This window comes from Psychromonas saccharinae (assembly GCF_051201515.1).
GTDB lineage: Bacteria > Pseudomonadota > Gammaproteobacteria > Enterobacterales > Psychromonadaceae > Psychromonas.
Genome location: NZ_CP195153.1, coordinates 3,833,524 through 3,860,014 on the forward strand (window position 1 = coordinate 3,833,524; position 26,491 = coordinate 3,860,014).

The 26,491-nt window shown below is 38.5% G+C and carries 20 protein-coding genes and 1 pseudogene; 8 read left to right on the forward strand and 13 right to left on the reverse strand.

Going from position 1 to position 26,491, the window contains the following annotated elements; translation table 11 throughout:
• Nucleotides 1-281 precede the first annotated feature (281 nt).
• The 3 genes and pseudogenes from ACR30L_RS17200 to ACR30L_RS17210 all read right to left on the reverse strand — a co-directional run.
• Nucleotides 282-1,427: pseudogene (locus ACR30L_RS17200) on the reverse strand (N-acetylmuramoyl-L-alanine amidase); the annotation flags it as partial.
• Nucleotides 1,424-1,882, reverse strand: a complete 459-nt coding sequence (gene tsaE, locus ACR30L_RS17205; protein ID WP_435235458.1) for a tRNA (adenosine(37)-N6)-threonylcarbamoyltransferase complex ATPase subunit type 1 TsaE — start codon at nt 1,880-1,882, stop codon at nt 1,424-1,426. The gene tsaE and the pseudogene ACR30L_RS17200, both read right to left, overlap by 4 nt.
• The gene (locus ACR30L_RS17210; RefSeq protein WP_435235459.1) at nt 1,879-3,384 is read right to left on the reverse strand and encodes an NAD(P)H-hydrate dehydratase; all 1,506 of its coding nucleotides are present in this window, start codon (nt 3,382-3,384) and stop codon (nt 1,879-1,881) included. The genes tsaE and ACR30L_RS17210 overlap by 4 nt, the downstream gene beginning before the upstream one ends.
• A 29-nt stretch (nt 3,385-3,413) precedes the next feature.
• Between ACR30L_RS17210 and queG the strand changes: the two genes are divergently transcribed.
• A complete protein-coding gene (queG, locus tag ACR30L_RS17215) occupies nt 3,414-4,586 on the forward strand; it encodes a tRNA epoxyqueuosine(34) reductase QueG (RefSeq protein WP_435235460.1) in 1,173 nt (390 codons plus the stop codon).
• A gap of 14 nt (nt 4,587-4,600) precedes the next feature.
• Here queG and ACR30L_RS17220 read toward each other — a convergent pair whose 3' ends face one another.
• Nucleotides 4,601-8,053: an acyl-[ACP]--phospholipid O-acyltransferase gene (locus ACR30L_RS17220; protein WP_435235461.1), complete on the reverse strand. Its 3,453-nt coding sequence runs from the start codon at nt 8,051-8,053 to the stop codon at nt 4,601-4,603.
• 133 nt (nt 8,054-8,186) lie between these two features.
• Between ACR30L_RS17220 and ACR30L_RS17225 the strand changes: the two genes are divergently transcribed.
• From ACR30L_RS17225 to ACR30L_RS17235, 3 genes are all read left to right on the forward strand, one after another.
• Nucleotides 8,187-8,924 (forward strand): helix-turn-helix domain-containing protein, encoded by a 738-nt coding sequence (locus tag ACR30L_RS17225; protein ID WP_435235462.1) that lies wholly within the window; start codon nt 8,187-8,189, stop codon nt 8,922-8,924.
• Nucleotides 8,925-9,034: 110 nt separating this feature from the next.
• Nucleotides 9,035-11,134: a VIT and vWA domain-containing protein gene (locus ACR30L_RS17230; protein ID WP_435235463.1), complete on the forward strand. Its 2,100-nt coding sequence runs from the start codon at nt 9,035-9,037 to the stop codon at nt 11,132-11,134.
• A 92-nt stretch (nt 11,135-11,226) separates the two neighbouring features.
• Nucleotides 11,227-11,625, forward strand: coding sequence for a DUF2750 domain-containing protein (locus tag ACR30L_RS17235; RefSeq protein WP_435235464.1), 399 nt, complete (start codon nt 11,227-11,229; stop codon nt 11,623-11,625).
• Between the two features lie 270 nt (nt 11,626-11,895).
• Here the strand turns inward: ACR30L_RS17235 and ACR30L_RS17240 are convergent, their stop codons facing one another.
• The 4 genes from ACR30L_RS17240 to ACR30L_RS17255 all read right to left on the reverse strand — a co-directional run bounded on the left by ACR30L_RS17240 (nt 11,896) and on the right by ACR30L_RS17255 (nt 15,502).
• Entirely contained in the window at nt 11,896-12,399 is a 504-nt protein-coding gene (locus ACR30L_RS17240) for an FKBP-type peptidyl-prolyl cis-trans isomerase (protein ID WP_435235465.1), read from the reverse strand.
• A 93-nt stretch (nt 12,400-12,492) separates the two neighbouring features.
• Nucleotides 12,493-12,966 (reverse strand): FKBP-type peptidyl-prolyl cis-trans isomerase, encoded by a 474-nt coding sequence (locus tag ACR30L_RS17245; RefSeq protein ID WP_435235466.1) that lies wholly within the window; start codon nt 12,964-12,966, stop codon nt 12,493-12,495.
• Between the two features lie 138 nt (nt 12,967-13,104).
• Nucleotides 13,105-14,496 carry an OprD family outer membrane porin gene (locus tag ACR30L_RS17250; protein ID WP_435235467.1) on the reverse strand — a complete coding sequence of 464 codons (1,392 nt, stop codon included), beginning with the start codon at nt 14,494-14,496 and terminating at the stop codon, nt 13,105-13,107.
• A gap of 385 nt (nt 14,497-14,881) precedes the next feature.
• Nucleotides 14,882-15,502 carry a LysE family translocator gene (locus ACR30L_RS17255; protein WP_435235468.1) on the reverse strand — a complete coding sequence of 207 codons (621 nt, stop codon included), beginning with the start codon at nt 15,500-15,502 and terminating at the stop codon, nt 14,882-14,884.
• A gap of 202 nt (nt 15,503-15,704) precedes the next feature.
• On the opposite strand from ACR30L_RS17255, the gene udk reads away from it, so the two are divergent.
• Complete coding sequence (gene udk / locus ACR30L_RS17260; protein ID WP_435235469.1) at nt 15,705-16,343, forward strand: uridine kinase; 639 nt, start codon at nt 15,705-15,707, stop codon at nt 16,341-16,343.
• Here udk and ACR30L_RS17265 read toward each other — a convergent pair.
• From ACR30L_RS17265 to ACR30L_RS17275, 3 genes are all read right to left on the reverse strand, one after another.
• Complete coding sequence (locus ACR30L_RS17265; protein ID WP_435235470.1) at nt 16,335-16,808, reverse strand: NYN domain-containing protein; 474 nt, start codon at nt 16,806-16,808, stop codon at nt 16,335-16,337. The two genes, udk and ACR30L_RS17265, sit on opposite strands and share 9 nt — an antisense overlap.
• 104 nt (nt 16,809-16,912) lie before the next feature.
• The gene (locus ACR30L_RS17270) at nt 16,913-18,196 is read right to left on the reverse strand and encodes a DEAD/DEAH box helicase (RefSeq protein WP_435235471.1); all 1,284 of its coding nucleotides are present in this window, start codon (nt 18,194-18,196) and stop codon (nt 16,913-16,915) included.
• Between the two features lie 99 nt (nt 18,197-18,295).
• Entirely contained in the window at nt 18,296-19,216 is a 921-nt protein-coding gene (locus ACR30L_RS17275; RefSeq protein WP_435235472.1) for a diguanylate cyclase domain-containing protein, read from the reverse strand.
• Between the two features lie 298 nt (nt 19,217-19,514).
• Here ACR30L_RS17275 and ACR30L_RS17280 point away from each other — a divergent pair, with 298 nt between their 5' ends.
• A complete protein-coding gene (locus tag ACR30L_RS17280; protein WP_435235473.1) occupies nt 19,515-21,110 on the forward strand; it encodes an ABC-F family ATPase in 1,596 nt (531 codons plus the stop codon).
• 179 nt (nt 21,111-21,289) lie between these two features.
• Here the strand turns inward: ACR30L_RS17280 and ACR30L_RS17285 are convergent, their stop codons facing one another.
• Complete coding sequence (locus ACR30L_RS17285; protein ID WP_435235474.1) at nt 21,290-22,186, reverse strand: alpha/beta hydrolase; 897 nt, start codon at nt 22,184-22,186, stop codon at nt 21,290-21,292.
• Between the two features lie 191 nt (nt 22,187-22,377).
• Here ACR30L_RS17285 and ACR30L_RS17290 point away from each other — a divergent pair, with 191 nt between their 5' ends.
• Nucleotides 22,378-23,838, forward strand: a complete 1,461-nt coding sequence (locus tag ACR30L_RS17290) for a DUF6937 domain-containing protein (protein WP_435235475.1) — start codon at nt 22,378-22,380, stop codon at nt 23,836-23,838.
• Between the two features lie 258 nt (nt 23,839-24,096).
• Here ACR30L_RS17290 and ACR30L_RS17295 read toward each other — a convergent pair whose 3' ends face one another.
• Entirely contained in the window at nt 24,097-24,768 is a 672-nt protein-coding gene (locus ACR30L_RS17295; RefSeq protein ID WP_435235476.1) for a TetR/AcrR family transcriptional regulator, read from the reverse strand.
• A 294-nt stretch (nt 24,769-25,062) separates the two neighbouring features.
• Here ACR30L_RS17295 and ACR30L_RS17300 point away from each other — a divergent pair, with 294 nt between their 5' ends.
• On the forward strand, nt 25,063-26,490 hold the full coding sequence (locus ACR30L_RS17300) for an MFS transporter (protein WP_435235477.1): 1,428 nt from the start codon (nt 25,063-25,065) through the stop codon (nt 26,488-26,490).
• Nucleotide 26,491: the final 1 nt, after the last annotated feature.

The following is a 26,491-nucleotide window of genomic DNA, read 5'->3' on the forward strand; positions in this document are numbered from 1 at the left end:
TGATGTGTTGCAACGGTTTGCTGCTTAGCCGAAGCAAGTAACGGTGTCCCTTCAACTGCAAGCTGATAATTAGGCGGTATTTTAATAATTTGGCCAATACGTAAGCCATTGGAATGGAGGTTGTTATAGGACAATAACTCCTTCATCGACACACTGTATCTTGCCGCAAGCACAGATAAAGATTCACCTTTACGCACGATATGTTTAATCGAACGTTTTTTCTGAGCAAATAACGTATGCTGAGGCGGCGCATCAACGAAATGTTTGTAAATACCTGTAAATACAGCATTTGCAATTTTATCTTGGTGTTCCGCTTGATTTAATAAACGTTCTTCCGTCGGATTCGTAATAAAACCAGCCTCGACTAAAATTGAAGGAATGTCTGGCGATTTTAATACCGCTAAACTGGCGTGAACAGGACGCGGTTTATGCATCATGGTGACTTTCTTTAATTCTTGCACAACAAGATTACCTGCATGATAACCAACATCCATCGCGTTCCCCATGGACATATCTAAAAACATCTCAGTTAAAAACGGTACGCTACTGGAATCTTGTATTAAGTCACCAGCACCGCCTAATAATTCAGAATGTGCTTCATGTTTTTCCATCCATCGACCAAGTTCTGACGTTGCACGACGATTGGAAAGTACCCAGACTGAAGCTCCACGCGGTTTACTCGAAGTAAAACCATCGGCATGAATGGAGACTAAAAAGTCTGCTTTTTTCTTACGCGCTATGGCTGAACGTTGATTTAAATTAATAAAATAATCCCCTGTTCGTACTAAAAACGCACTCATACCGGGTTGTTTATTGATTAGTTTTTGCAGGCGTTTTGCAAGATCGAGGGTGATATTTTTTTCGTAACTGTATTTGCCTAAGGCACCAGGATCTTCGCCACCATGCCCAGCATCAATAGCAATAATAATGTCTCTGCCAACGGGATAAGCGGTAACTTTATTCTGAACGGGTGTGGGTGCAGGCGTAATCGCTTTGGGTTTTGTTTCACTATGAGGAAGGTCAAGGACTAAGCGATGACCATAGGGTTTTTCTGGTGCTAACGTGAAGACTCGTGCTTTTGTCTCTTTTTCTAAATCGACAACAATACGATAAGTTCCCTTTTCGCCACTGTCAGATTTTCTCAGTCGTTTTACAAGTGGACCGTTTTTTTTCAATGAGCTGACATTCACGATACTAAGCGTTGATTTCAAATCAATAAGCAATCTATCGGGGTTCTTTAAATAATGGATCTTATAATCAGGCTTCTCTGAAAGATCTAAAACAATGCGTGTATTATCAGGCGAAGGCCAAATTCTGACCCCTTTAATATGATTTGTCTGTGCAACACTTGCGGATGCCCACAAGCCTGCCGAAGAGAATACCAGCAACAATAAAAAACGAAGGAAAGATTGCACAATTAATTTCATAGTTGATTTAACACTCTGTTTCCTAGCTCATTATTTGCTCTTAACTCAACCACACGTTGTTGTTCAACATAGGTCAGTGTTAAATCAATATCGGGCTGAGGTAAAATCCCCTCACCACGTTCAGGCCATTCGATCAAACAATGACTTGTTTCGGTAAAATAATCACGAATCCCCATAAATTCAAGCTCTTCAGGATCACCCAGGCGATACAAATCAAAATGGTAAACCTGCCAATTAGCTAATTCATAGGGTTCAACCAAGGTATAGGTTGGACTTTTTACATTGCCAATATGGCCTAACCCTTGGATAAATCCACGTGTTAATGTTGTTTTCCCAGCACCTAAATCACCATGCAAATAGATACAAGTCGCCTCTTTACAAGCAACACTTAATTCATGTCCAAAAGCAACGGTTTGGTCTGCATCGACTAATTTTTTTGTAAATAATTTACTCATTTGGGATTTACTAATTTCCTAATATAAGGGAACAAATCACTGGCTAATAAGCCACGCTCACCTTTTTCTGCGGCAAGATCACCCGCCATACCATGAATACACACAGCCAACATCGTTGCCTGCAACAAATCTAAACCCTGCGCTAATAAACCGCCTATAATACCAGAAAGCACGTCGCCCATGCCACCACTTGCCATGCCAGGATTGCCTACATTTGCAATATATATTCGTTTTCCATCACAAATTAAAGTGCCAGCACCTTTTAATACCACCACCCCACCAAAAATCAGTTGCAATTCTTTCACTGCCGTCAATCTATCTTGTTCAATTTGTGCGACGGAACAACCAAGCAACCTTGCGGCCTCTCCCGGATGAGGCGTTAAAATCCACCTGTCTCTTCGGGCAGGGTTTTCAGCTAAAAAGTTCAAACCATCGGCATCGAGTACAAGTGGTAAATCCGTTGCAAACGCGACGCTAAATAATTTTTTTGCCCACTCATCGTGACCCAATCCAGGCCCAACCACTAAATTAGTCGCCCAATTTAATAAACTTGTGTTATCTAGAGTATCAACATCTATTTGCGCAAGCATCAATTCCGGCCGCCCAGCCATAACGACATCTTGGTTTTCAGATCGCGTCAATACTTTTACGAGACCTGATCCCGAACGTAAACAAGCTTCAGAAGCCAATCGAATTGCACCCGGCATCCCAATATTGCCACCAATCAATAAACTTCGACCAAAAGATCCTTTATGACTAACTCTGTTTCTAGGGGCTAATAATCGGCTTAATTGTTGATAAGTCACTCTTGTGACATCACTTTTTGCTAAAAGTGCAAATTGATCCGTAATTCCTAAACCTGAAAAATAAATTTGCCCGCAATATTCTGCAGCACGTCCAGTAAACAAGCCTTGCTTTAAACCAACAAAAGTAATCGTGGCAACGGCTTTAACTGCAACATCACTAATCGTCCCATTATCAGCGTTTAATCCAGAAGGGACATCGACACTTAATACAGGCTTATCCGATTGATTTATTTTACAAATTAACCGTTGATAGTCAACGCGTAACGGACCAGATAATCCGGTCCCCAGTAAGGCATCGACAATCACATCTGCAGTTGCAAAATCAATCTGTTCAATATCTTCGATAGCTCCCTTTTCAGCTAACCAATTTTGTTTTGCTAACTTTGCATCTCCAGTTAATTGACTCGGGTCGCCCATATGGCAAAGCTGCACCGATAATCCTGCCCGTTTCGCATGGGTTGCAAAGACATAACCATCGCCACCATTATTACCTCTACCAGTGAGTACTAACACACGTTGTGCATCGGGAAAATACATATTAAAAACCTGATAACAAGCTTCCCCCGCACATTTCATTAAATCGTAAAGACTACGATCGACTGATGCAGCAGCTTGCCCTTCAAATTGCTTTATCTGCTGAGCAGGATATAAAGAATATGGTAAACTGCATTTAGTTTTAATCTGGTCAGAAAACATAATGATATTTCCTCGTAAAGGTATAAAGAATGGTCACTCCCATAAATTTAGTTGAACAAGCGGCAATTAAAAAGGATCAACTTGATTTAGTTCAACTTAGTGAAAATATCAAACTATGGGGGAAAGCACTAGGATTTCAAAAAGTAGGCATCACCGATATTGATTTAACCGATAATGAAGCGGGTTTACAACAATGGTTAGATAACAATTATCATGGCGAAATGGACTACATGGAAAAACACGGTATGAAACGCGCTCGCCCCAATGAATTACTACCGGGTACCGTACGTGTTATTTCTGCGAGAATGGATTACTTACCTGAAGATGCGCAATTTGCCGATAACTTAAAAAACAATGAAGATGCATATATTAGCCGCTATGCACTAGGTCGCGATTACCATAAAGTATTGCGAAAAAAGCTTAAACAACTTGGTCAAAAAATCGAACAGGAAGTGGGTCAATTAGGATACCGCCCCTTTGTTGATAGTGCACCGATTTTAGAACGCCCCTTAGCTGAAAAAGCAGGGCTAGGCTGGACAGGTAAGCATTCACTTCTTCTTGATGAAGATGCCGGATCATGGTTTTTTATTGGAGAATTATTAATTGATCTCCCACTACCCATCGATAAACCCGTAGAAAATCAATGTGGTCATTGCGTTGCCTGTTTAAAAATTTGCCCAACCCAAGCAATTGTCGCGCCTTATATAGTCGATGGGAGACGCTGTATCTCTTATTTGACGATAGAATTACAAGGACCTATTCCAGTTGAATTTCGAAAAGCCATTGGTAATCGAATTTATGGCTGTGATGATTGCCAGTTAATCTGTCCTTGGAATCGTTTTGCCAGCCTTACTGAAGAATTGGATTATCAAATCCGTTCTCAATTGAAAAAACAGTCTTTATTAAGTCTTTTTGCATGGACCGAAGCGCAGTTTCTCAGTCATACAGAGGGTTCCCCGATTCGTCGTATCGGCTACCAACGATGGTTGCGTAATATTGCAGTAGCCTTAGGAAATGCGCCGACTACACCAGCGGTCATAAATGCTTTACAGGAGAAACTCGACGATAGTGATTCGGCATTAGTTAATGAACATATTGAATGGGCACTTGAACAACATAGCCACCATATCCCAATCGTAAATGAACGCCTTACTCAACGGTTAGTCAAAGCAGTGGAAAAAGGGCTACCACGCGATGCATAATAGCCCCTTTCAATTTAAACTAACGTTAGCGCTAACTTTTTAGCCTGACTGAAGTCGGTTTTACCAGCACCTAATTTAGGAATGTCTTCTACTTCAACCCAACGTTTCGGTATCATTAACGGATTACATCCATCGGCTAACATCGCCTGTTTAAGGGCACTGCTATCCACTTCACCTTGATGTAATAAAATAATACTTTCACCCTTTTGAGGATCTTCAACGTTAACAGCCACTAATTCAAGATCGTTGTTATTCGCTTTTAATACCGCTTGTTCGACAGCACTTAAACTAATCATCTCGCCACCGAGCTTAGCGAATCGAGAATAACGATCGAGGATAGTTAAAAAACCATCGTTATCTATTTTTCCCTTATCGCCAGAAATATACCAACGCTCTCCATTAATCTGCTTAATTACCTGTTGGGTTTTCTCTGAATTATTCAAATAACCAAGCATGATTTGTGCACCACCAATTAAAATCAATCCAGCTTGATCAACGGGTAATTCCTCAAAGCTATCAGGGTCGACTATTTTAAAGCTACTTCCTGGAAGCGGCATCCCGACGGTGCCCATTTTACCACCCACCTGCACTTGCCAGTTTTGCTGATCTAAATTATCTGGCATGTTAACACTCACTACTGGTGTTGTTTCAGTGGTACCATAACCTTCCAAAATACGTTTATTAAATTTAGCTTCAAAGTCAGCTTTAACTTGTTCATTTAACTTCTCTGCGCCTGCTACAACAATACGTAATGAATCAAACATCAATGGTAGTACTTTTCTATTCTTAGCATATAAGCGTAGGAAGGTAGACGTTGCACACATAAAGGTTACTTGATGTTTTGCCACCGCTTTACCAATTCCCACCGCATCGGTTGGATCAGCATGACATACCAAAGGTAACCCTTCTACCAAAGGTAAGAATTGTGTCACGGTTAAACCAAAGGCATGAAATAACGGTAAAGAACTCAATATCACTTCATTATCTTGGGTATTTAATACATCGGAAACCTGTTTTAAATTTGCCATAATATTGGTGTGGCTGAGCATGACTCCCTTAGGTGCCCCTTCACTACCACTGGAAAATAAAATAGCAGCGGGCTGTTGTGCATCAACTTCTTTTAAAAACAATAATTTTAATAACGATGCGGGTAAACATTTTACTAATAGTAAACGGACTAAACTATGGGACTTTTTAACCCGCTTAATACTGTCTTCAAGATATTCAACCTGCACACCTTTTAATAATTCAGATAAATCGATACCACGCTTTTGGAGCTTTTTCATAAACAATGTTGAAGTATAAACGTGGGTTATTTTCGCCTGTTCAATGGCATTTTCAATTGCTTCAACACTGGCGGTATAATTCAAGTTAACAATGGTTTTACCCGCCAGAATCGTCGCCATATTCGCTAACACACCACCCGCACTGGTCGGCAGCAGCAAACCAACATTTTGTGTTTTACAATCTTTTTTAATTTGCTTACTTAAACCGATCGCACCAACTAAACTTTGTTGTCCAGTCAGCGTCGTCCCATTCGTATCAATAATCGATGTTTGTGCACCAATCGACTTCACCGTATCTATCCAAGCACTACCGATATTTGGTAAATCTTCAGCGTGCTCTTTCCAAGATGAAACAGACAAATCAAAGACACTCTGTTTGACCTGTTCAGCCTTGGCTTGTTTATCCATTGTGCTACCGAAGGCAACAACTAAATCGCGAAATAGCCCCTGTCTACGGACTTCTTTTAACTTATCCGATGAACGACTGAACTTACTACCCCATAATCCACGGATATAAAATGGAATGATAGACACGTCTTGTTCTGTTTTACGGCATGCTAATTCAAAACCACGTTTGAATTCACCAAGATGGCCATTACGGCTAATCGCCCCCTCTGGAAATAAAGCCACCACATCACCTTGATCTAAAATTTCAGCAATTGTAGTGAGCGAGCGCTTACTTGAAGCTGAAGAATCGATAGCAATACAGCCTAATGCTTTAAAGAACCAAGACAAATACCAACGAGAGTAGATTTTTTTATCCATCACAAAGCGTACCGGACGTGGGCAAGCAATCTGTAAAATAGCCCAATCGACCCAACTAATATGATTGCCAAGTAACAACACACCGCCTTGCTCTGGAATATTTTTCATCCCCTGAACAGAAACTTTATAATGACGAGAGATAGACCAACTTAACATGATTCGCACCAAGCTTTGGGGCAAGGTATAAACTGTATATAGACCACCGAAAATGGCAATTATTGCAGTGAAAACTAATAAAAACTCACTATCAAAACCGTAAAAAGAAAAACCAGCTGTAATCACCAAAAAGCTTGCCATACCAATATTTTGTACCCAGTTATTTAGCGCTAATACCTTCCCCATCTCACCATCACCGGCATGAAATTGAATCAAAGCATTTAAGGGCACGATAAAAATTCCCCCCATCACGCCAACCACCAGAAAACAAACCGCTTGTGCAACGGAAGACTCCATTGCCGGTAAAAACCATAACGCCACAGCAATCCCCGTTGCGCCTAATGGAATCAACCCCGTTTCAATATGGTTCTTTGACCAACGAGCAGCAAGCCAAGATCCTAGCGCGATCCCAACACCTGTTGCCGCAATCGTCGCTTGAATGATAAGCGTATTAGTGACGGCGAAATTCTCCTTTGCATAGGCAGGGAAACTCGCTAATAACATTTGTCCGATTGACCAGAACATTGCAAGACCAATAATAGAAAGACGAATAACTTTACGTTTTACAAAAGGACTTAAACTTTCTTTAAGGTATTCACCCGTACGGTATTTTTTCCAATCAAAGCGATGAGAATTTTGGGCATGCTCTATCGTCGGTAAACGATAAGCCATGGTTAGTTCAATAATTGAATTAATCACCAACAACCATGCAAGTGGTGCCATATCTTGTAAAACCAATGAAGGCGTTAACGATTCGGCTTGATATAATGTTTCGAATAAAAGCGAATAAACTAACGTCCCCGCCAAAATAGCCACAATTGAAACGGCCTGTACCATGCCATTCGCCTCGGCTAATTTTTCCTTACCAAATAAGGGTTTGATATAACCAAATTTCGCTGGCGAATAAAACGTTGACTGAACAGCCAATAAGAATGTCATTGCAAAGGCAATCCAAAATAACCCTAGGTAATAACAAACCGTTATACCAATAGTTAATACCACAGCGACCCAAGCACTAATACGAATCACTTTATTTTTAGGGTGCCTATCGGAGATAAAACCTGCAGGTGTCAGTAATAAAATGAAAGGGATCAAAATAAGGCCATTGACTAAGGCTGTTAATAAAACCTGTTGCTGCGCATCGTAGGTCTTAAATATTGTATTTTGAATAATAATTTTATGCCCTAAATCGACAAAGGCATTTAAAAATACCGCAAAAATATAGGGCCATGCCCCTTTAATTGTAGATAACTTGTTCATTGCTAACTCCATTTAGTTAATTTTCCTTGATTATGCGGACTATCAAAAAGACTGCAATTCGAACCGAAGAAGTCTATCTATCCACACCAAAAGGTATAACATAGTAATACCTTCATAATTAAACGGTATTAACATGTCTCAAACAACAACGCTAATTAAAGAATTAAAATCACAACTCAAAGCACATAGAAAAACCTATGAAGATGTTGCCGCACATTTAAAACTTAGTCACGCTTCGGTTAAACGATTATTTAGTGAAGGAAATATAAGCCTAACACGATTAGAGTCAATTTGTGACATGATGGGGATCACCATGGCTGAACTGGTACTGTCCATGACCATCGAAAGCAAAAAAATAGATAATCTATCTTTATTACAAGAGCAAGAAATCGCAGACGATCTACAATTATTACTCTTCACGGTATGTATTATTAATGGTTTTACGCTAATCGATATCCTTCAGGAATATTCCTTAACTGAACCCGAATGTATCCGCAAGCTAGCCAAACTCGATAAACTCAATATTATTGAATTACTGCCAGGTAATCGCTTTAAATTAAAGATAAGTACTCACTTTGCCTGGTTACCTGATGGGCCCATTCAACGCTTTTTCCTAAAATGTGTACAGCAAGAGTTTTTCAATAGCCATTTTAAACAACCCACAGAAAAACTAATCGTCATTAACGGCTTACTGTCACTTAGCACTAATGCCGACATTCAAAAACAGATGCAAGCCCTCGGTCGTAGCTTTGCTGAATCTCGTAATGAGGATGCTTCATTGAAGATGAACGAGAAACACGGAACCACCATGGTCTTAGCACTACGTAAATGGGATTCCAGTTTATTCAATGAAATAAGAAAAGAAAAATAGCAATTTTCGAGACACAAAGTATCGCATAACGATACTTTTATTATTCAACTTCACCTTATTTCGATACTGATTTATTGTCTTTCTCACTTAGCAACCAAAGGAAGAAAGACATGAAAGTTTCAAATTGGACAACAGCGTTAATCTTAGGTGCCTCGTTATTTGTCAGTACAACAAGTTACAGCGCCGGACTATTAAAACCGAAGAATGCATCCTATCAAGATTTACAAATCAAAACCCATGATGTTCATGTCGTTGTGCAAGATGGTTATTCTCGTACTGCCGTTGAGCAAACCTTTGATAACCCGAATAATCAAGTACTCGAAGCGGTCTACTCTTTTCCCGTTCCAGACGGTGCTGCGGTAGGTGAATTTACCTACTGGATAAACGGCAAACAGGTCACCGCTGAAATTGTCGCAAAGAAACAGGCAAAACAAATTTATCAGCAACAAAAAGCTGCCGGCAAAAATACCGCATTAGTTGAGCAGGACAGTTATAAAACCTTCGACGTGAGTGTTTTCCCTATTCCCGCACAAGATCAAGTAAAAATCCGATTGGTATACCTTCAACAGGAAAGCATCGATACTGGATTAGGACGTTATGTTTACCCACTAGAAGAAGGCGGTGTTGATCAAGCAAAGGAAGATTTTTGGACTCGTAATAGCACGGTGCAGGAACGCTTTTCATTTACCATGGACATTCGTTCAAGCTATCCATTAGATGGCATGCGCATTCCCAATAATCCCAATGCACAATATACAAAAATCGATGACCAACAATGGAAAGTATCAATGGGAGAGACTCACCTAGGCAACCCAATCGATGCGCAGTCTGATAATCAAGAAAATACAATCAACACAGAAAAAAATACAGCGAACACCGAAAGTAAACCAATGAATTTAGATAAAGATATCGTTATTTATTGGCGTCACCAACCAAATTTACCGGGTCGCGTTGATTTAATCAATTATCGAGCAACCGATAAAAAACAAGGTACCTTTAAGCTTACCCTCACCCCAGGAGATGATCTTGCATTAAATCAAGGTCAACGAGATTGGATCTTTGTTTTAGATAAGTCCGGCTCAATGAGCGGTAAATATGAAACCTTAATCGAAGGCGTCCGTCAGGCATTAGCAAAACTGCCAAGCAATGACCGATTTAGAATCATCACTTTTAATGATAATGCCCGAGATATAACCTCCGGTTACCAAACCGTCACAGCAGAACATGTAGAAAATAGTTTAAATAAAATACTTGAAATAGGCGTAGGCGGAGGAACAAATCTGTATGCAGGTGTTGAAAAAGCACTTAACAAATTAGATGCAGATCGTGCCAGTGCGATTATTTTAATGAGTGATGGTGTTGCAAATGTCGGCACAACCGAGAAAAAATCATTCTTAACCTTATTAGATAAACGCGATGTACGCCTATATTCTTTTATTATGGGGAATAGCGCCAACCGCCCATTATTAGAGGGAATGAGCAACATCTCCCATGGTTTTTACGCTGCTATCTCTAATGCCGATGATTTAATGGGGCAAGTTATTTTAGCCACCAGCAAAATGACACATCAAGCCATGCGCGATATCAAACTTAATATAGAGGGTGTTCGTGTCAGTGAACTGAGCAATGAAGATTTCAGCAGTGTTTACCGTGGTCAACAATTGACATTCTTTGGGCATTACTTCGGTGAAGGAATCGCTAGTCTTGAACTAACCGGCAAAGTAAATGGGCAAAAAGTCAGCTATAAAACCAAGGTCAATTTCGACAATGGTCAAAGTCTTCATCCTGAGCTAGAGCGTCTATGGGCTTTTAGTAAAATCAAACAATTAGAAAGTGAAATGGATTATCTCGGTGAATCTGATGACACCAAACAAGCAATTAAAAATATTGCACTAGAATACGGCTTAGTCACCAATTACACCTCTATCATTGTGGTTGATGAACCCGTGTTCGAACAACTTGGGATTAAACAAACCAACAAACAACGTGTCGAAAAAGAACACCTTGCACAACAACAAAAACAACAGCAACCCGTTGCTAATAATCGTGCAGATCAAGCCACGGAAACTAATCAGCCGATGTTTAACTCCCCTAGCCCAAGCTTTAGTGGAGGTAGTAGTGGTGGCGCAGTAAATCCATTATGGTTATTACTGCTACTATTATTAAAATTACCATCTCAATTAAAAAACCGAGTAGCAAAAAGTAAATAAAAACGCTAAATTAACGGGATAACAGTAAATCGTTATCCTTTTTTGATTTCACAATTCATTGCAATTATCACTCACAGACAGGAAATCCGCTTATGAGTGCTCCACTTGAACAACAACAAATACAAACTATCCAACAATACAATGCTCAGAAACGTTATGAATACCTAATTAAAGAAGTATTACAAAACAAAGAAATTTGGTTATTAGTGGATGAACATGGCTGTGTCATGCTTAATACAGATGAAGAAGACTGCGTGCCCGTTTGGCCAAATAAAGAATTTGCACAGGCTTGGGCAACCGATGAATGGTCACACTGCCAACCAGAACCTATCTCCCTCGAAAAGTGGCGTAACCGTTGGACACATGGATTAGAAGACGATGAACTATCAATTGTTGTCTTTCCAGATCAGAATAGTGAGGGACTTATTTTCTTCCCCGATGAGTTTGATTTTGAGTTAAGACCGAAGAAGAAATTTGTACCGAAAAGATAGACAGAATAGAAGAAATTAAATCATTAAAATAACGTGTCGTCGTAATAACGGCACATTCTATGAACTTACCAATTTGTAAAAAATAAGGTAACTACTCAGCACCCTTTAAAATTTCATGAGTTTTGTCATAAATAGAGTGTAAATGCTCAGGGATAAGCCATTTATGCTTAGTTCAAGGCGAAAAAGCCCAGTTTAATGGTTTAAATGAGCATTTTTCAACGATGAAATAAGCTTAAAGGGCGACGGCCTGAGTAGTTATAAAATAAGTATTTATTTTGTCGGCATACCTTCGTTCACATCCATATTATTAATTCTGATTAATTCAACATCGAAAATCAATAATGAGCCAGCAGGTATTTGCCCAACATCCCGGTCACCGTAACCTAATGTACTTGGAATAAAGAAACGGAATTTATCCCCCACACGCATTAATTGCATACCTTGTTTCCAACCAGGAATCGTATCACTTAGGACAAAAGAAACTGGTTTTTTCTCAAGTGAACTATCGAAGACCGTACCATCAACCAACTTCCCTTCATAATTAACCGTTACATTGCTGTCAGGTTTAGGTAAAACAGTCCCTGTACCACGAGATAACACTTTGTATTGCATTCCTGTATCTGTACTGATAACACCATCTTTTAATGCATTCTGTTCTAAAAATGCTGCACCTATTTTTATATTTTCTTGGAAATTCCCAACGGTATTAGTACGTTGAATATAGAAAAACACAAAAATGACAGCTAAAACACCTGTTATTAACCAATTACGCACGATCTAAACCCTTTAAAATAATGTAAAAAAGTAACTGTACTAGATTTCTTAGTCGAGTGAAACAACACAACCTGACCGATATCAAACGTCAGATCACTTTATTGCAATTAACTCAATTTCGAAAATTAATACTGATCCTGCTTTTATTTTTCCTAATTTACGTCGCCCGTATGCCAACTCACTTGGAATATAAAACCGAAATTTATCACCTTCAACCATTAATTGAACACCTTCAATCCAACCAGAAATAACACGATTCAAAGGAAATGAAAGAGACTTCCCGCGCTCTACCGAACTATCGAATACAGTACCATCGATTAATGTGCCATGGTAATGAACTTCTACTTTGCTTGTTGCGGTCGGGTGTTTATCCCCCGTGCCCTTTTCTAGCACTTTATACTGTAAGCCAGATTCAGTACTTTCGACCCCTTCCTTTTGAATATTATCAGCTAAAAAATCAACGCCTAAACGAATAGAATCTTCGACCCCGTTCGTTCTGCGCATATGTAGAAATGTAAAAAATAATGCGATTACCGTAATAACGATAATCATTGTGTAATTAGACATGTTAGCCACCACTTAGAGAGTAAGCGATAACTTTAGTTTATTTATTAAAAAGAGGGAAACATTTCATTTGCATGCATATACCGAGGTCACCTAAATGGGCCATGACAGAACAATTTTTCGCCTCATAGCCCATTTAAATTATTTAAACGCAGCCATTAAATCGCCATTATATTCAATCCATAAACCAACACCTTTCGCATTAAAGTTATTATCTTGACCATAGGTAAAACGATAACTCATCCCTTGTCCTTGATAACCATCTTTTGCATAAATAATATCGATTTCAGTTTCGGTATAATCGGCCTGATTAACGGCATAACTTTCAGCGGTGCTTAAATTATCCATATCAATATCACTTCCCGCCGCCACGGTTGTTTGGATACGCCAATTAGGTAGATTTAAACTATCTAAATTATACCCCCCCACAAGAAATAGCGTTTGTTGCCCTGCATGTTTAAAGGTATTTAACAGTGCCATATCTCCCCAGACTGCCGTACCACCACCTGCGTTATAACCATCCTGAGTTTCAAACCCATAAAAACTATCATCACCGACTTGAGTCACACCAACAAGAAAATCTAATTCTCCCGCTTGCATACCAATCGCAAATTCCGTGACATCGGTTGAATGGTCTTCATTGACACTGCCTAACCCTTTTTCCATTCCGTATTTGAGCATATATTTAATATAATACTGATCATCATCGGTATTAAAACCAAATACAGAGAGTGGAATACCCGAATAAAATTCAATAATGCCATTACTTAAATAATCTTCTGCATAGGAGTACGAAGCACTGGTTGTAAAATAATCTGTCTCGGTATGAAAACCAACATTGTAAATAGCATCAAAGGCATCGTACTCAGAAGTTGTCTCGAGATCTTTAAAGTGCAACGTTTCATCGCTATGCTCACTGCTATATCCCGTAAAATAATTAAACCAAGGATTAATTGTTCCCCAACTCCAGGTCAAATCTCCCGATAATTGAGCCCCTTCGTAGAGTGTACTAAGTGCGTAAAAAGTAACATCAGGGCGATGCAATAAATCATAAATGGTAGGAGTAAAACGCCCTACTTTAAGTTGTAAGTTATTATCGTCGTCACCAATACGGAATTTAATATTCGCATTAGCAAGTTTTCCCGCAGAACTAGCATCGGGATCTCCCTGATAAAACTGAACACTGGTTACCGACGTATCAAACATACCATAGGTTGTATCGGTCATATCAGCCGTACCATCTTGGTAAGCAATCAGAGCACCTTGATATCCCAGTTCAACACCCACGACGTTAAACAACCAACCCGATTGCCAATTTAACCAAGCTGAAGCACCGAGATCCTCAATACTTGCATCAACATCCCAATCAATTCCCATGACTGTTTTGTCATAATCCATATCCATGTCGTAGTAGATAGTTCGTAACTTTGTATCTACCGTGGAATCACTAATAAAGTTATCTAAACTTGCATGTGCAGCAGAGGCACTTAACGCTAAAGTGACTGCGCAAAAAAGAGGGTTTAATCTATTCATAATTATCCACCTATATCCAATTAACACTTGAACATTTGCACTGCAGTTAAATAATTCGCAATATCGAATCTGAAACTGTTATTTCAATACGTCTGCTCATTGTGATTCCAAAAAAACGATCACAGAAAAATAAATGTGAATCGTATTCATGTATTTATGATGAGCTGATTTTTATTAAAGTTCAAAGTAAATATGAATATGATTCTTGTTTCATGACGGGGGTCACTATTGACCAATAAGTGCTGACAATTGCTTTATGATTAGGCTCACAATTAAAGAAAACGAATAAATAAACTACAAAAAATGAAAAAATTGATAACACTCATTCAACGGCGTGAAACCTCTCTATAAAAGAGAAAATTCACACGCTGAATATAAATATAATTCAACCTAACGCCAACCACACAGCGACACCCATCATTAAACTACCTGCGATACGATTCATAATAATCACATTGCCACTTTTTTGTAATAAATTACGCAACGTACGACCACCCGTTGCATAAAGTAATAAGCAAACTAACTCGAAAAATAAAATAATCGCGATAAGCACTGTTGCTTGAGGGTGAAGCGGTAAATCTGCATTAATAAAAGGCGGCAATAAAGAGATCATAAATGCCCACCCTTTAGGATTGGCAATCGCAGTCACAAATCCCTGAGAAATAAGTGGCCAAGGTGCAACTTTGTCTGGTGTAGAGAAATCAGCAGAAATAGCCATTTTTCCCCTCGAAAACCACATTTGTATACCAAGGTATAATAAATACGCTCCTCCCAAGTATTTCAAGCCGAGAAATAAATTGGGGTGAGCTAATAAAACCGTCGCCACACCTATTAATGCAGAGATTGACACTAATGCAACGCCGACTAACTCACCCACTACCATCCATAAACTACGACGGACGCCAATAGTCATGCCTAAACTCATGGCTAATGTCATGCATAAACCGGGTGTTGCTGAAACAAAAAAGAAAGTAGGAATAAAAAGTATTAAAACAGAGGTATCCATAAAAATTCCATAAAAAACGAACGTATTGAGACAAATATATCAGTCGATTATATTTAATTAAAATAACTTCTTTTTACTGACATATCTGCTAATTCCTGTAAAATTTGCGGTTAATTTTAGACGCTGTCCATTTTTTGTACAGTTAGCATCTATAATCGGCTCGACTTCCAAATAAACTCTAATAAATAAAGGTTCAATATTTATGCCAAATACATCTGATTGCTTAGTAATTGCAATTGCAGGCGCCTCTGCTTCAGGCAAAAGCCTCATTGCTCACACTATTTTTAATGAGTTAAAGTCAGATCTTGGTAAAGCCAAAATCGCCATTATTTCAGAGGATAGTTATTATAAAGATCAAAGTCATATGGCGATGGAAGATCGTGTTAAAACAAACTATGACCACCCTAATTCATTGGACCATGAATTATTAGCTAGCCACTTAAAATCACTGATTAATGGCGAATCCGTTAATATCCCACAATATTCTTATACCGAACATACCCGTCTGCCAGAAACAACCCACGTCCAACCCAAAAAAGTGATTATTCTAGAAGGGATTTTGTTACTCAGCCGACCTGAATTACGTGAGCAACTACATGCCAGTATTTTTATGGATACTCCATTAGATATCTGTTTATTGCGCCGTTTAACCCGTGATGTAGCAGAACGTGGCCGTACCATGGAATCTGTTATTCAACAGTACCGTAAAACAGTCCGCCCTATGTATGTTCAATTTATTGAGCCTTCTAAACAATACGCCGATATTATCGTGCCCCGTGGCGGTAAAAACCGTATTGCAATTGATATGTTGAAAGATAGAATCCGTAATCTATTAAAGTAATAGGTCACCTTCTATCGGATGAAAGACAGAGCAGGCATCAATTAACGCTTTTGCCGTTAATTGCGGCACGCCGTAAGCCTCTGTATTAACACCGTATACCTGCTTCACCTTATCCAACAGAATAGCAAAATCCCCATCGCCAGTAAGCAGAATAACACTATCAACCTGCGGAGCGACTTCCATTACATCAATGGTAATGCCAACATCCCAATCTCCCTTTGCCGTGCCATCGCTTCGTTGAATATAGGGTTTGAGTTTAACCTCAAAGCCAAGGTGTTTAAGCACATCCTGAAATTTCTTTTGTTGATTGTCGCCGCGATCAATTGCATAGGCAAAGGCATATACAATATCTCCCTGTTCAGCCATTATTTGCCATAGTTTTCGATAATTAAACTGCTTTCCATAGGCTTGTCGTGTGGTGTAATAAATATTCTGCACATCTGCAAATACAGCTATTTTTTTCATTAATGTATTCGCCTTTTTATTTTTTAGGTTAAAAAATCTAATAAAAAAGCCTTAAATAACAGCGCTATTTAAGGCTTTCAGTCAATTAAGAATACAAACTTAACTTAACCAACAAAATTATTTCGAACTGAACGCTGTTTTTTATTGCTTCCCGTTGAAGGGCCTGAACGTTGACCATCGCGATGCCCTACTTTAGGTTTCTTCGGCTTTTTAGGCCTTGCAGGACGTGTATCCAATGTTGAAGGTGGTAGCGGTTCGCCTGGTTCAAAACCAGCTAAGGTTTTGCGAGGAATCAATTTTTTAATAAGCTTTTCAATATCTTTTAATAATTTAAATTCTTCCTGACAAACTAAAGAGACAGCTTGTCCTTCATTGCCGGCACGACCAGTACGACCAATGCGGTGAACGTAATCTTCACTAACATGTGGTAAATCAAAGTTAACCACTTGAGGAAGATGATCGATATCAATACCACGAGCTGCGATATCGGTTGCCACCAGCACTTGAATTTCGCCCTCTTTGAATCCCGCTAACGCCTTAGTTCTTGCTCCCTGACTTTTATTACCGTGAATAGCAGCAGAGCGAATACCACGGGCATCTAATGTTTTCACCAAACGATTCGCGCCATGCTTAGTTTTAACAAAAACTAATACCTGTTGCCAATTGTTGTCTTTAATAAGGGTGCTTAATACCACTGATTTTTTCGTTTTATCCACTTCATAGATAAATTGAGTGATACTTTCAGCCGTTGTATTACGTGGACTAACGGAGATCTCAACGGGGTTATTAACTAATCCCTTTGCCAGAGCGCGAATATCATTTGAAAATGTCGCTGAAAATAGTAAATTCTGACGTTTTGGCGGTAATGCTTTTAGAATACGCTTAATATCATGGATAAAGCCCATATCTAACATACGATCTGCCTCATCTAAAATAAGCACTTCAAGTTGATTAAAACGAATCGCATTCTGTTGATACAGGTCTAACAAACGGCCTGGTGTTGCAACCAAGATATCGATACCACCGCGTAACTTTTGCATCTGCGGATTAATTTTTACACCACCAAATACAACAGCTGAGCGCAATCGCATATTTTTTCCATAGCTTTCTACACTCGCATGCACTTGCGCCGCTAGTTCACGTGTTGGCGTTAAAATTAAAGCACGTACTTGATTCGATTTAGCGCGCTCTCCATGTTCTAGGTTTGCCAATAAAGGTAATGTAAAACCTGCTGTTTTACCGGTACCCGTTTGCGCTGCAGCCATAACATCTTTGCCCTGTAAAACGGCAGGTATAGCTTGGGCTTGAATTGGAGATGGCTCGGTATAACCTTGCTCTTTAACTGCTTTTACTAGTGCATCGGGTAAACCTAGGGAGTCAAAACTCATAAATTAATCTCTTGTATAGAATAGATAATAGAAAGATCGCAAGTTTACAGCAAAGCAACACTGATAGGTGCTTTAAATCATCATTATCTCTATTAAAGTTTAATCTCTGATAATTTGACCTCGATACATTCTCACCGGTTTTTCCTTCTGTTTTGGTTTTTCTGGTTCAGCAAAAAAATCGACACTGTCTTTATTTGGTGCAGAGCTGGTTGATATTGGTGCGTTTTTTTCAGATAATTTTGTTTCTACTTCTATTTTTCTGCCACGGTACATTCGTGTTAAGACTGATTTACGTTCAACGGCCTCTGGTTCGATTTCAATAGGTTCTTCCGCCAACACTTCAGAGATTTCTGCTTCTATAACCGGTTGTTCTTGCTTCATTTCAGGCTGTTCTGTTTTGGCATCCTCAATCGTTGGTACCACATCTTTTTTCGGATCATTACAACATTGATTACCGCCGAAATCCTGAGCATGGTGTAAAGCCACTTTAGCCTTTTCTTTAAATAATTCCATTGTCTGTGGATATAGCGCAGAAACGCCCATGCTTAAAGTAACTATATTGCCTATTTTCGAATATTTATGTTCTGTTTTAGATTGCTTAACGGCATCACATAAACCATCCGCAATACCTTTAACGCTAGTTTCAGTGCCACCTTTTACTAATATGTTAAACCCCTGATGCGCATTTCGAGTTAATAAGCAGCCATATAAATCACAAATATTCTTCAGTGTTAACGCAACCGAAATCAACATAAATGAAGCGCCTTGCACACCATAATTTTTTACATATTCATCATAAAAGTCGATTTCACAACTTAATACTGAAATCAATTCATGTTCAAAGGCTGCTTTCTGCCATTGTTGCGCTAATTCACTTTTAAAGACATGTTGGTCTGCGATATTCATTTGCAGCATCACGCGATCAAAACTAGAATTTTCCGTCGCATTATTCGCAGCAGTCATATTTGCATGATTTTGTTCGCCTCTCTGTGGGTGCTCTGCTAGTTGTGATATGGGCATAAATTTAACCTCTTTTTTTAAATTTTTCTGATTAAAAACAAATAATTCTGAAGAACACAGCAATTGTGATGCCAGTCTCAATTTGTCAAAAAACAAGTCCTAAAGTAAAAAAAACAACATCCTATTTTAAGCCTTAAAATACCCATTAAAGATGTGATTAAAATCACGATTGCTCTATAAATAATCAACCGTCTCTGTATAATAGCGGCACTTTTATTTATCCATACTCAAGCGACGCAAAGGTGCATTAATAGCCATTTTCAAGTCGTTTGGGTTTTACCCAATTAGGAAATTAATCTTGTTAAGTACTAATAACATCACTATGCAGTTTGGTGCGAAACCTCTGTTTGAAAATATCTCGGTTAAATTTGGTACCGGTAATCGTTACGGTCTGATTGGTGCTAACGGTTGTGGTAAATCCACATTTATGAAGATCCTCACCGGCGACCTAGAACCAAGTGCAGGTAACGTCACTAAAGATCCTAACGAGCGAGTCGCTAAGCTACATCAGGATCAGTTTGCCTTTGAAGAATTTTCTGTATTAGATACGGTATTAATGGGCCACAAAGAAATGTGGGAGGTTATGAATGAACGTAACCGCATCTATAGTTTACCGGAAATGAGTGAAGAGGACGGCATGAAAGTGGCGGATCTTGAAACTGAATTTGCAGAAATGGATGGTTATACCGCCGATTCACGCGCAGGAGAATTACTCCTTAGCGTTGGCATCCCACTTGAACAACATTATGGTTTAATGTCTGAAGTCGCACCTGGTTGGAAACTGCGTGTGTTACTTGCGCAGGTACTTTTCTCAAATCCAGACATCATGTTACTTGATGAGCCAACCAATAACTTGGATATCGATACAATTCGTTGGCTAGAGTCAGAATTAAATGCACGCCAATGTACTATGGTAATCATCTCGCATGACCGTCACTTCTTAAACTCTGTTTGTACTCATATGGCCGATATCGACTACGGTGAAATGCGTGTTTACACCGGTAACTACGATGAATACATGACGGCTGCGACACAAGCACGTGAACGTCTACTCAATGACAACGCGAAGAAAAAAGCACAACTATCGGAATTACAAGAATTCGTTAGTCGTTTCTCAGCGAATGCATCTAAAGCTAAACAAGCTACCTCGCGTGCTAAACAAATGGATAAAATTCAACTTGAAGAAGTAAAAGCATCAAGTCGAGTTAATCCTTACATTGTTTTCAAACAAGAGAAAAAACTGTTCCGTAACGCATTAGAAGTTAACAATATTACTAAAAGCTTTGATAAAACATTATTCAAAGATTTAAATCTAATGGTAGAAGTCGGTGAGCGTGTTGCCATTATCGGTCAAAATGGTGTTGGTAAAACAACTCTATTACGCACGTTAATGGGCGAAGTTGAATGTGATAGTGGTGAATTTAAATGGTCTGAAAATGCCAATTTAGGTTATTACGCACAGGATCACGCCTACGCCTTTGAAAAAGATCAAACCCTAATGGAATGGATGAGTCAATGGATGAAGCCTGGTGACGATGAACAGTCTGTTCGCGGCACATTAGGACGCTTACTATTCGGCTCTAACGATATTGGTAAATCCGTTAAAATCATTTCCGGTGGTGAACAAGGACGCATGTTATTTGGTAAGCTAATGATGGATAGCCCAAATATTCTATTAATGGATGAGCCAACCAATCACTTGGATATGGAATCGATTGAATCCTTGAACTTAGCACTAGAAAACTACGAAGGTACTTTATTATTCGTCAGCCATGACCGTGAATTTGTTTCATCATTGGCAACACGTATTATTGAAATCAAAGACAATGAAGTGATTGATTTCCATGGTCCATATAGCGAATATCTGAAAAGTCAGGGCATTATAGAAGGTTAAGCTTCTTCTATTAACCACAACAAAAAAGGGCTATCAGCCCTTTTTTTATTAGTTCTGTTTAAGGATAATATTTTTATAATCGTCATCTCGGCAGTCTTTTAGCTGGGATTTCATGGATCGATTAAAATACCTCGAGAATGATAGGACAAAAGCTTATCCAGAATTCATCGGGTTATTTATTAATTACCTAACCACGCAAACAGATCCCGATAAACTTCTTCTCTATTAATTTCATTAAGCAATTCATGCCTTGCCTCAGGGTATAAATGCGAAGTAATATCTGTTTTCCCTGAACTTATTAGCTTTTCCTCTAGCGCTTTTAACCCTTTTCCATAGCGACTCACAGGATCTGCAGCACCGCTAATCAGATAAATAGGTAAATCATTTGGAATAGCCTCAAATGCATGGGTTTTACTCATTTCATTTAATCCCCCTAAAAAGTCTATCCAAAATTGTGGTGTACAGATAAAACCGCAGTAGGGATCGGCAATAAATTGATCCACAATTTTCGGATCACGCGATAACCAATCTTGAGAGGTTCTCAGGGGAACAATCTTTTTATTAAAATCACCAAAGGAAAGTTTATCGAGTAACCGACTTGGCGTGGCTTTACCAATGCGTAATTTCTCTAATTTTGCAGCAAATAATCCAAATCTAAACAATAATGTCCCCAGGTGATTAGAGCCGCATAAGACAAGTCCTGCAATAGTATTTCCATACTTTGATGCATAATGACGAGCAACAAATGATCCCATACTATGCCCTAATAAAACTGGCTGAGTAGCAAATTTTTCCGTAACAAATTCAATAACCTGAGAAAGGTCTGATAATACAAGGTCCCATCCTTTACTATCGGCAAAATAACCAAGGCGTTGAGCACTCGGTCCATGACCTCTATGATTTGCACCTAAAACCGCAATACCATTGTCATTACAAACTTTCGCAAAATGCGCGTATCGCTCAATATGTTCCCCCATACCATGACTTAATACCAACACCTTTAAGGGCGTGTTCTTAGGTAACCATTGATGAACTTCGATAATACGTTGGTCATAGGCTGTAATATTATGAATCATTTTATCCCTCGTTCATTTTTAATCTTCGCACTGAGAATAATTCACCCTCCATTATCTGCAAGCTGCAATATTTTAAACAGTGAGCCACCTCTCATAATATAAACCTGAATCATATTCATCTTTATATTTTTTAAGTATAGACTTAGAATGTGAATAACATTTACATTTTATCTATCGACCGAGGATTAATTATGGCAGGCTCAAATACTATCTTTGGCAACACTATTTCACTAAAAATCCAAGCTAAAGCAGAAAAACAAAAAAATAAATATTTACACAAGTTTGGAGATGATCAACAACAGCACTACCCTATTGGTATTTCAGATGATCTGGTTTTAACACCTGCATTTAACATGCAAAAAATAATACCCAGTGACTCAAATTGCCCATTAGCAAATAATAAAGCTATTATTATTGGTAATATTCGTATGGGATATGGTCATTATCGTATCGCGATGGCAATAGCCTCTGCAGCACGTCATTTAGGTTATACTCCCTACTGGTTTGATCTTACGGCTTTCCCTGAAACAACGGGCAGCAAAGTAATAAACCACCTTAATAAACTCTATTCTCTCGGCTCTCGTATTTCTCAAAAATCTAAATTATTTAATCATTTTTATTGGGAACCACTCAATAGTGAAGGATTTCGGAAACTTGACTTCAATGCAATGGATCAAAAACTAACTGAATTAATGACCCCGATTTTTAAGAACTTACCCAAAGACATTCCTTTTATTGGTACCCATACTTGGACTGCTCAAGCAGCAGTTCACGCCAAAATGCAAACCGTGATTAATGTTATCCCCGATAATTGGCCAATGGCATTACACTTAGCCGAAGGTGCGATACATGCAGTACAAACGCCTTCCTGCTATTTTGGCTATAAAACCTTAAAAGGCATGAGCAAAGAAAACACGAATCCAATGCCAGAAAAATCACTTTATAATGTCGGTCATTATATTGACCATGAACTCCTTCAAGATCTCGAACAAGATACCGCAAAACGACTCGATAGAATTGAGCATAATAAAGCCAAACGACTATTGTTAACCATTGGTGGTGCAGGCGCTCAATATGATCTTTATAAAGAAATCATCCTAAATAATATGCAACAGATTAAGCAAGGAAGCTTAGTTATTTATGTCAATATTGGTGATCATATAAAAGTACTAAAACAACTAACACATGACCTAAAATATGTTAATGACGATGTATTTATTCATCAAAATGATTGGCAAGACACTCAAGATTTTACCGAAGCAGCTTTAAATAAAGAAGACCTAAAAGGCATTCATTTATTTTACGATGAAAACCTATTTTCAGCCGTTTATACGACCAATTTATTAATGCGCTCCTGCGATCTGTTAATTACTAAACCAAGCGAACTGGCTTTTTACCCTGTTCCAAAATTAATGATCAAACGAGTGGGAGGACATGAGGCCTATGGTGCGCTTTGTGCGGCAGAAATTGGAGATGGAACAACGGAATGTACCACTAATGCAGAAATTCATAATATATTGGCAATACTCTTAACCGATCATGAATTATTAACTGAAATGAATAACAATATTTTAAAAGCAAAACGACACGGTATTTATGATGGTGCTTACAAGGTGGTTGAACTAGCACTTAACAATACAAAAGATAATTAAAAATCGAATCAAGATTACAGTGCTTATTAGCTGTAATGTAACTACTCTGCACCCTTTAAAATTTCATGAGTTTTTGTCATAAATAGGGTGTAAATACTCAGGGATAAGCCATTTATGCTTAGTTCAAGGCGAAAAAGCGCAGTTTAGTGGTTTAAATGAGCATTTTTCAACGATGAAATAAGCTTAAAGGGCGACGGCCTGAGTAGTTACGCTGTAATGCTGTAATATTGATCAAAACATTAAAGTGGATTTCAAAGATTATATCGCATCAATATCGATATAATCTTTTAAACTTTTAGTCACCATTTGACAATGCATCTCAATAAAATCAGTACCGTACTCTTTACCAATGGCAAGACTTAAACGCATGGTTGCTGCAAATTGATGGCTCACCAATAATACAAATTCCCCCAATTCTTTAGACTTTCCATCCTTAGCAAAGGACTGAATACGCGCTAAAATCAAATCGGCATTTTTCTGTGTATCCTGTAACGCTAATTGATTAAGTTTTGGATCAACAGACTCAAACCAAATCTCCTGCAATGCAGGTTCACGCTGATGAAGTTCATAAATATCGTAAAAATTTTGCCTTAATAGATCGGCAATCTGCACATGTTCCTCTAACGTATCTAAATTTTTCTCGATTAAACTACTAATCTGCACCATATAGTACTCAGCCAAAGCAATAATAATGGTTTCTTTATCGGAAAAGTATTGATAAATAGAACTCGGAGAGACGCCTGCATGGGCAGCTATATCGCCAATTTTAAGATTAGCAATTCCATTTTTTTCAATTAACGTTTTTACCGTCAGTAGAATTTTTTCAACGCGCTCTTTACTTCTGTTCTGTGAAGGATTTCTTCGATTTGTTGTTTTAGCTGATAACGTCGGTTTTTTTGTTGGCATAGGGATCACTTTAAATGTGTTCATCCAATTGTACCTAAACGAGTTAAGTCCCGTAGGTATTGATATAACTCACTGTATATTATTAAAAATATTTTCTCAATATAGGGCCGATAAAGTTTCGATTTTAACACTACTTTTAATTACCTTAAGCCCTTAACAATAAAAGCTCAACACTGATTTTTACTGGAAAGTGACCAAACGCATAAAACATGAATAAGATTCACCTTTTTGTTTTATTATCCCCTTTCGTCACATAATATTCAATACAAATCACTTATCCTATTGATGTTTCCAGTTTACCTTAAGTAAGGATCTATTATGAACACATCTTCTTTATCTAAATGGAGAATTGCCGCCTTTGCCATGGGCAATTTTGGTTGGTGTATTGCAACCTTTTCCTACGGTATTCTTATTACTTATTTTTATTACCCCCCCGTGGTGCAAGGTGCGACTCAAATACCCGAATTTATCAGTCGCTCACCGGTTTTGTTTGGCGCCACTATTATCGGTTTAATCTATGCATTTAATCGAATTTTAGATGCGATATCCGATCCCATTATCGCTAATTTAAGTGATCGTTCTACCAGTCGTTTTGGTCGTCGTCGATTTTTCATGATGCTCAGTTTTATTCCAACTGCGCTTGCCTCGGCGGCTATTTTTTTTCCTCCCGTCAATGTGGTTAGTAATATTAATATAATTTGGTTAGTAGGCTGCTGTATTACCGTGACACTGAGCCTTACCTCTTACTGTGTTCCCTATATGTCGCTTATTCCAGAACTCGGAAAAACGGCACAGGATCGCGTCCTTATTTCTACATTTTGCTCTGTCACATGGGCGCTTGGGTTTGCTGCAGGACAATTAATATGGGTGATAAAAGCCGCCTTAGAAAACAATGGATTTAGCCCTGTTCAATCTGTACAAATTTCCGTTGGGATCTTTTCCGTTCTCGGTATTATTGGTATGCTTATTCCAATTATAGCGATTAATGAAAAGCGCGATTGCCAGCAAAACAGCAATGCAACAAACCATAATGATCAAGGAATGTTTAGTGCTGTAAAAGATGCCTTTAAAAACCGTAATTTTGCTATTTTTACAATTTCAAATGGCCTTGCCTTTATGTCTCGATTTTTTCTAGAAGTGGGTGCAATTTACTATATTACAATGCTAATGGGATTACCCGAAGGTCAAGCGTCAATGATGATGATGTCGATGTTTGCACTGAGTTTATTGCTTTATCCTTTGGTAGTTAAATTAACAAAACGCTACACTAAAAAATCCTTATTTCGCTTTGCCCTTGGCATGCAGGGAACACTATTATTAGCCTTTTCATTCTGCCATATTGTCCCGCATCCAGAAATTCTCGGTTGGACAGTCATTATCTTATTCTCTTTTCCATTGGCAATTATAGGTATTATTCCCAATGTTATTGTTGCCGATCTTTCGCTAGCCGATGCTGAAATAACGGGCAAAAAACGGGAAGGTATTTTTTATGGTTCCAATATGTTTGCCTATAAAGCAGCAACATCATTAACCGCTTTAGTATTTCCATCCATCATTATTATTAATTCCTTAAAAGAATCCACAGCGGTCACTGAACCAACAAATTTTGGTGTCATGCTTACTGCGATTATTGCGGGACTACTTGCCTATTTGGGAGTGTGGTTAATGCGAAACTACGATGAGCAGAGTATTTTAGAAACTATTGGTGAAACGCTTCCTAGTAAACAGAAAACTAAAAAACAATAAG